Origin of the sequence: Bradyrhizobium sp. PRIMUS42, from assembly GCF_023006515.1 — a bacterium.
Classification (GTDB): Bacteria; Pseudomonadota; Alphaproteobacteria; order Rhizobiales; family Xanthobacteraceae; genus Bradyrhizobium.
The window spans coordinates 1-6,695 of sequence record NZ_JALBGZ010000343.1; the positions used below are offsets into that span (position 1 = coordinate 1).

Below are 6,695 nucleotides of genomic sequence, written 5' to 3' on the forward strand. Positions count from 1 at the left end.
CCCATGTGCGGCTCGATGCGCGCGAGGTGGCGCCGGGCGAAGCTCTGCTCGCGTTCGGTCCCGCGCGGCTGCCCGGCATTGATGCAGCTAGCGCTGTCATGAATTTGTCGCCCACGGCTGATCTCGATGAAGCCGCCGCCAATCTGTTCGGCTATCTTCGGAGCCTCGATGCGAAGAGCCCGCGGGCGATCGCGGTGATGACGGTGCCCGAGGAAGGCCTCGGCGAAGCGATCAACGACCGGCTGCGCCGGGCCGCGGTTGCGCGATAAGAAGCTTGAGAAGAGACACGAGAATGAACGTCAACACATCCGCCACCCCGCCGCTTGCGCCTGAGCTGATCGAACAATTCCGCAAGATCGTCGGCGAGCGCCACGCCATCACCGATGCGACCGACATCGAGCCTTACCTCACCGAGGAGCGCAATCTGTTTCACGGCCGCTCGCCGCTGGTGCTGCGTCCGGGCTCGACGGCGGAGGTCTCGGAGATCTGCAAGCTCGCCTCCGCGCGCAACATCGCGCTGGTGCCGCAGGGCGGCAATACCGGGCTCGTCGGCGGGCAGACGCCGCACAATGGCGAGGTCGTGGTGTCGCTGCGGCGGCTCGACAAGATCCGCGAGGTCGACACCGCCTCCAACACCATGACGGTCGAAGCCGGCGTGGTGCTGCAGATCGCGCAAGCGAAGGCCGCCGAGGTGGACCGGCTGTTTCCGCTGTCGCTGGGTGCCGAAGGCAGCTGCACCATCGGCGGCAATCTCTCGACCAATGCCGGCGGCACCGCCGCGCTCGCCTATGGCGTCGCGCGCGAGATGGCGCTGGGCCTGGAGGTCGTGCTGGCCGACGGCCGCGTGCTCAGTCTTCTGTCGAAGCTGAAGAAGGACAACACCGGCTACAATCTGCACAACCTCTTCATCGGCGCCGAAGGCACGCTCGGCATTATCACGGCGGCGACGCTCAAACTGTTTCCGAAGCCGCGGGCGGTCGAGACCGCCTTCGTCGGGCTGAAATCGCCGGCGGCGGCGCTGAAGCTGCTCACGATCGCGCAGGGCGAAGCCGCCAATGCGCTGACGAGTTTCGAGCTGCTGTCGGAGATGGCGGTGGAGTTCTCGGTAAAGCACGGCATCGACGTGCGCGATCCGCTCCAGGCAAAGCATCCCTGGTACGTGCTGATGGAGCTGTCCTCCCCCAGCGAGGACGCGCGCACGCCGCTGGAGACGATCCTGACCCGTGCCATGGAGGAGGAGATCGTCGACGACGCCGTGATCGCGGCGAGCCTCGCCCAGCGCGCCGGCTTCTGGAAGCTGCGCGACGAGATGTCTTCGGCACAGAAGCCGGAGGGCGGCTCGATCAAGCACGACATCTCCGTGCCGGTCGCCGCCGTGCCTGAATTCATCGCCGAGGCCGATGCCACGGTGGTGAAGCTGATCCCCGGCGCGCGGCCGGTGCCGTTCGGCCATCTCGGCGACGGCAATCTGCATTACAATGTCAGCCAGCCGGTCGGCGCCGACACCGCGGATTTTCTGGCGCGCTGGCACGAGATGAACGCGGTGGTGTTCGCGATCGTGCTGCGCATGGGCGGCTCGATCTCGGCCGAGCACGGTATCGGCGTGCTCAAGCGCGACGAGCTGCCCGACGTCAAGGACAAGACCGCGATCGAGCTGATGCGCGCGATCAAGGCGATGCTCGATCCCCAGGGCATCATGAATCCGGGGAAGGTGTTGTGAATACTCTTACGATCGACGCCATCACCGATGCCGATGTCGAGCCGGTGGTGACGCTGTGGCAGCGCTGCGGCCTGACGCGTCCCTGGAACGATCCGCATTCCGACATCGCGCTGGCGCGGCGGCGCGAGAACTCGACGATCCTGCTCGGCCGCGACAATGGCGCGATCGCGGCGACCGTCATGGTCGGCTATGACGGCCATCGCGGCTGGATCTATTACGTCGCGGTCGATCCCGACCGCCAGAAGCGCGGCCATGGCCGCGCCATCATGGCGGCGGCCGAGGACTGGTTGCGCGCGGCCGGGATCGCCAAGCTCCAGCTGCTGGTCCGCCGCGAAAATGCGCCGGCCAACGCGTTCTACCAGTCGCTGGGCTTCGAGGAATCCACGTCCGTGATGTTCCAGAAATGGCTCGACGGCCGCACGCACTAGCTGAAAGACAGTCATGACCATTTCCGACCGCGTCCGCATCAAGGACGTCCGCGTGCTCTCGGACGGCTGGACCACCCTGAAAAACACCACGCTCGAGTATCGCCGCGCCAGCGGCGAGTGGCAGACGCAGCACCGCGAGACCTATGAGCGCGACAACGCCGCGGCCGTGCTGCCGTACAATCGCGCCCGGCGGACCGTGATCCTGGTGCGCCAGTTCCGCCTGCCGGCCTTCATCCGCGGCTACGACGATCTGCTGATCGAGGCCGCCGCCGGCGTGCTCGACAATGCTTCGCCGGAAGAGCGCATCCGCGCCGAGGCCGAGGAGGAGACCGGCTATCGCCTGCACCACGTCCACAAGGTGTTCGAGGCCTTCATGAGCCCCGGCGCCATCACCGAGAAGCTGCATTTCTTCGTCGCCGAGTACGAGCCTTCGATGCGGGTCAGCGACGGCGGCGGCCTGGAGCACGAGGGTGAGGACATCGAGGTGCTGGAGCTCTCGATCGACGAGGCCCTGGCGATGATCGCCGACGGCCGCATCATCGACGCCAAGGCGATCATGCTGCTGCAATACGCGGCGCTGCATGTGTTCAGGTGAGCTTGCGTACCCCTGGAGGGTAAGACGCGCGCGTGCCCACCATCCTCGTCTGCAATTCAGCCCTGCGCCGCCGCTCCCCCCATTGAGCACCCCCAAAACTATCTCTAGTCTGGCCCCAACCAAGAACCAGGAGACGCGCCAATGTCCACTCCGCGCGACGATGAATTCGGCTTTGCGCCCGACTACGATGCCCCCGTCCCCTACATGCAGCGCACGCGCGATTATTACGCGGCGATCGGCTACACCACGGCGTATCGCTGGGCGCATTACACCGAGGCGCCGTTCCAGCCGCTGAAGAAGCCATTGGCAAAGTCGCGTGTGACGATCATCACGACGGCTGCGCCGTACGATCCCGCCAAGGGCGACCAGGGGCCCGGCGCGGCGTATAACGGCAGCGCGAAGTTCTATGAGGTCTATGACGGCGACACGGCCAAGCAGCACGACCTTCGCATCTCGCATATCGGCTACGACCGCAAGCACACGAGCGCGACCGACAACGGCACCTGGTTTCCGCTGCCGCAGCTGTTGAAGGCCTCCGCCGCCGGCCGCATCGGCGAAGTCGCCCCGCGCTTCTTCGGCGCGCCGACCAACCGCAGCCATCGCGTCACCCTCGACACCGACGCACCGGAGATTCTGGCGCGCTGTCTCGCCGACAAGGTCGATGTCGCGGTGCTGGTGCCGAACTGCCCGGTCTGCCACCAGACCACCGCGCTGGTGGCGCGGCATCTCGAAGCGGGCGGCATCCCGACCGTGATCATGGGCTGCGCCAAGGACATCATCGAGCACGCCGCTGGGCCGCGCTTCCTGTTCAGCGACTTCCCGCTCGGCAATTCCGCCGGCAAGCCGCATGATGTCGCCTCGCAGGCGCAGACGCTCGAACTGGCGCTCACGCTGCTGGAGACCGCGAGCGGCCCGCAGACGACGATGCAGTCGCCGCTGCGCTGGAGCGAGGACGCCTCCTGGAAGCTCGACTACAACAACGTCGCGCAGCTCTCGCCCGAAGAGCTCGCCCGTCGCCGCGCCGAATTCGACAAGCAGAAGGAGATCGCGCGCGGCAACCGCGCCGCCTGACGTCCTCCGACAACGACAACAAAAGGGGAGAGCGACGTGACGCGACCGTTCGAGGGCGTGAAGATCCTGGACTTCACCCAAGTGCTGGCCGGCCCCTATGCGAGCTATCAGCTCGCACTACTGGGGGCCGACGTCATCAAGGTCGAGCGGCGCGAGGGCGAGGACATGCGCCGCACGCCGCTGTCACGCGAATGGGCGGAGCGCGGGCTCGCGCCGGCGTTCCAGGCCATCAACGGCAACAAGCGCAGCCTGACGCTCGATCTGCAGAAGCCCGAGGCGATCGCGATCGTGAAGAAGCTTGCGAGCCGGGTCGACGTCGTCATGGAGAATTTCCGCCCGGGCGTGATGGACAAGCTCGGCATCGGCTACGAGGCGCTCTCCGCGATCAATCCAAAACTGATCTATTGCGCGGTGTCCGGCTTCGGCCAGACCGGCCCGGATCGCTTGCGGCCCGGCTATGACGGCAAGATGCAGGCGCTGTCGGGCATCATGGCGATCACGGGCCATCCCGAGACCGGGCCGACGCGCGCGGGCTTTGCGGTCTGCGACGTGCTCTCGGGCGCCACCGCCGCGTTCGGCGTGTCGAGCGCGCTGTATCAGCGCGACCGCACCGGCAAGGGCCAGCTCATCGACGTCTCCATGCTGGAGGCGACGATGGCGTTTCTGTCCGGGCAGATCGCGGACTGGTCGGTCGCCGGCCATCGCCAGCAATTGTCGGGCAACCAGGCGGTCAGCCGCAGGACCACGGCGAATTTGTTTCGATGCGGCGACGGCCATATCCTGCTCGCCGTCAACAACGAGAAGCAGTATCGCGCGCTGATGAGCGCGCTCGGCCGCGAAGACACGCTCGCCGACCCGCGCTTCGCCGACTGGTTTTCGCGCAACGAGAACGAACCTGCGCTGCGCGCCATCATCGAGGAGGCGCTGGCGGCGAGGCCCGCGCGCGAATGGGAGACCATCCTGGAAGACGCCGGCGCGCCCTGCGCCAGCATCTGGAAGGTCGAGGAAGTCATCGACCATCCGCAAATCAAGGCGCGCGGCGCGATTCAGGAGCTGGACACGCCCTACGGCCGTCTTCGCTTTGCCGGCAGCGGCTTCAAGCTCGCCCATGGCGGCGGCCGGCTGGACCGGATGGCGCCGGAGCTCGGCGCGGATACCGAGGCGGTGTTGGACGAGCTGGGGTTCGATGCGGCGGAGATCGCGGGGTTGAGAGCGCAGGAGGTTGTGTAGGCCGCCACACACTCCGCTGCTGGAGGGTGGGGAAAGCGACTTGTCCGCCGTAGCTCAAAGAGCGAAGGCGGAAGCGTGCCCACCGTTGCGCGCTGGAGCGAGAGATCGTGGGCACGGCGCGCTGCGCCTTTGCCCGCCCTACGGCACCGCAGCTAGAACAGCGAGCCTTGCCCGTCATCCGATGAGCCAGCAGCCACCTTCCGCGCCACCTTCTTCGGCTTGGCCGCCTCTGCTTCCGCCGCCATCTCCTCCGCGCTGATCGGCAACAACAATTGCTCGTCGTCATTGGCGACGCGGTTGACGCGGGTGGAGACCGGGTGCCAGGCGAACTCGCCGAGGCGCGGGGTCGTCATCAGCGGCAGGATCGCGTCGACCTCGTCGCCGCTGACGTCGAGCCAGCGTTCGAAATCGCGCTCGCTGATGGTGACGGGGACGCGGTCATGCAGCGCGGCGAGATCCTCGCCCGCCGCGGCCGTGACGATCGCGACCGTGTCGAGCTCCTCGCCGTTCGGCCCGGCCCAGGTCTCGAACAAAGCAGCGAAACCGAGCGGCGCACCGTCGGCACGGTGGATGAAGAAGGGCTGCTTGCGGCCGTCCTCCACCTTCCATTCGTAATAACCGTCGGCCGGGATCAGGCCGCGCCGCCGGCGAATCGCTCGCTTGAACGCGGGCTTCTCCAGCACCGTCTCGGAGCGCGCATTGATCAGGAGCGTAAAGCCCTTCGGGTCCTTGACCCAGCCCGGCAGCAATCCCCAGCGCATCAGGCGGAAATGGCGCGCGCCATTCTCGATCAGAACGACCGGAATCGGTTGTGTCGGCGCCACGTTGTACCGAGGCGGGAAATTCGGCTGCTCGGCATAGCCGAACAGTTGCCGCAAGGCCGCGGGGGCCGAAGTTATGACGAAGCGTCCACACATCCCAAGGCGTCTATATAGGGTCCGTTCAGGTCCTTTTAACCCCGAACGTTAACACTGCGGCGGATGAGCTCAATGGCCTCCCAACCCGCGCGGACGCACGTACAGACGGGCCCCGAGGCCTCCGCCTGGGCCGAGCGGCTGCGCGTGGCCAACATCAACCCGCGGACCGGGCTTGCCACTGACTATCTCAACCATTTCAATGAAGCCGTGATGCTGCTGGAAATGGTCCCGGACATGCCCGAATGCGCGGAAGATTTTTTGACCTGGTCGCCACTGTCCTATGCCGAGCATTTCACGGCCTCCAACTTCAAGGCGCGCGACCTCGCCATCGAAGCCTATGAGAAGGCCGATCCCAACGTCCGCGCCCAGTTCGACCACCTCACCGATACCATGACCTCGATCCTGACAGCGGTCGGCTCGGCCATGCGTGAGGTCGAGAAGGACACGACGCGCATCCGCCTCGCCGAGCAGGCCACGCTCTGGGTCAAGCCGCTGATCGCGGCCTGCGGCGGCATCATCCACGGCGGGGCCGAAGCGGACGTCGATACCATCATGGCGAACTGAGCCAGGTCCTTTGAGAAAATGGTTTCAGCCGTCCAGCCCACCCATCCCCAGCTTGCCGTCAGCGCCGCCTCTGTCGAGGTGCAGAACCGCATCAAGCGCGTCGAGGCGCGCCTGCCGCGCGCGGTGATGCAGCAGGGCATCCTGATCGAGGAAGCCTCCAGCGCGGTGCT

8 protein-coding genes are annotated in these 6,695 nt (G+C 66.5%); 7 read left to right on the top strand and 1 reads right to left on the bottom strand.

Features of this window, described 5'->3' with window-relative positions; translation table 11 throughout:
* From MOV75_RS22775 to MOV75_RS22800, 6 genes are all read left to right on the top strand, one after another.
* Positions 1-269 (top strand): Sua5 family C-terminal domain-containing protein (locus tag MOV75_RS22775; protein ID WP_309486821.1); only part of this gene is annotated, 269 nt, incomplete at its 5' end.
* Between the two features lie 23 nt (positions 270-292).
* Positions 293-1,720, top strand: coding sequence for an FAD-binding oxidoreductase (locus MOV75_RS22780; RefSeq protein ID WP_246926468.1), 1,428 nt, complete (start codon positions 293-295; stop codon positions 1,718-1,720).
* Positions 1,717-2,148 carry a GNAT family acetyltransferase gene (locus MOV75_RS22785; RefSeq protein WP_246926478.1) on the top strand — a complete coding sequence of 144 codons (432 nt, stop codon included), beginning with the start codon at positions 1,717-1,719 and terminating at the stop codon, positions 2,146-2,148. Before MOV75_RS22780 ends, MOV75_RS22785 begins: the two co-directional genes overlap by 4 nt.
* A gap of 13 nt (positions 2,149-2,161) precedes the next feature.
* Positions 2,162-2,743: an NUDIX domain-containing protein gene (locus MOV75_RS22790; protein WP_246926480.1), complete on the top strand. Its 582-nt coding sequence runs from the start codon at positions 2,162-2,164 to the stop codon at positions 2,741-2,743.
* 141 nt (positions 2,744-2,884) lie between these two features.
* On the top strand, positions 2,885-3,814 hold the full coding sequence (locus tag MOV75_RS22795; protein ID WP_246926482.1) for a glycine/sarcosine/betaine reductase selenoprotein B family protein: 930 nt from the start codon (positions 2,885-2,887) through the stop codon (positions 3,812-3,814).
* A gap of 36 nt (positions 3,815-3,850) precedes the next feature.
* Entirely contained in the window at positions 3,851-5,044 is a 1,194-nt protein-coding gene (locus MOV75_RS22800) for a CaiB/BaiF CoA-transferase family protein (RefSeq protein ID WP_246926483.1), read from the top strand.
* 152 nt (positions 5,045-5,196) lie between these two features.
* On the opposite strand, the gene MOV75_RS22805 is transcribed toward MOV75_RS22800, so the two are convergent.
* On the bottom strand, positions 5,197-5,961 hold the full coding sequence (locus tag MOV75_RS22805; RefSeq protein WP_246926485.1) for an SOS response-associated peptidase: 765 nt from the start codon (positions 5,959-5,961) through the stop codon (positions 5,197-5,199).
* 63 nt (positions 5,962-6,024) lie between these two features.
* Between MOV75_RS22805 and MOV75_RS22810 the strand changes: the two genes are divergently transcribed.
* Positions 6,025-6,525, top strand: a complete 501-nt coding sequence (locus MOV75_RS22810; RefSeq protein WP_246926487.1) for a hypothetical protein — start codon at positions 6,025-6,027, stop codon at positions 6,523-6,525.
* Positions 6,526-6,695: the final 170 nt, after the last annotated feature.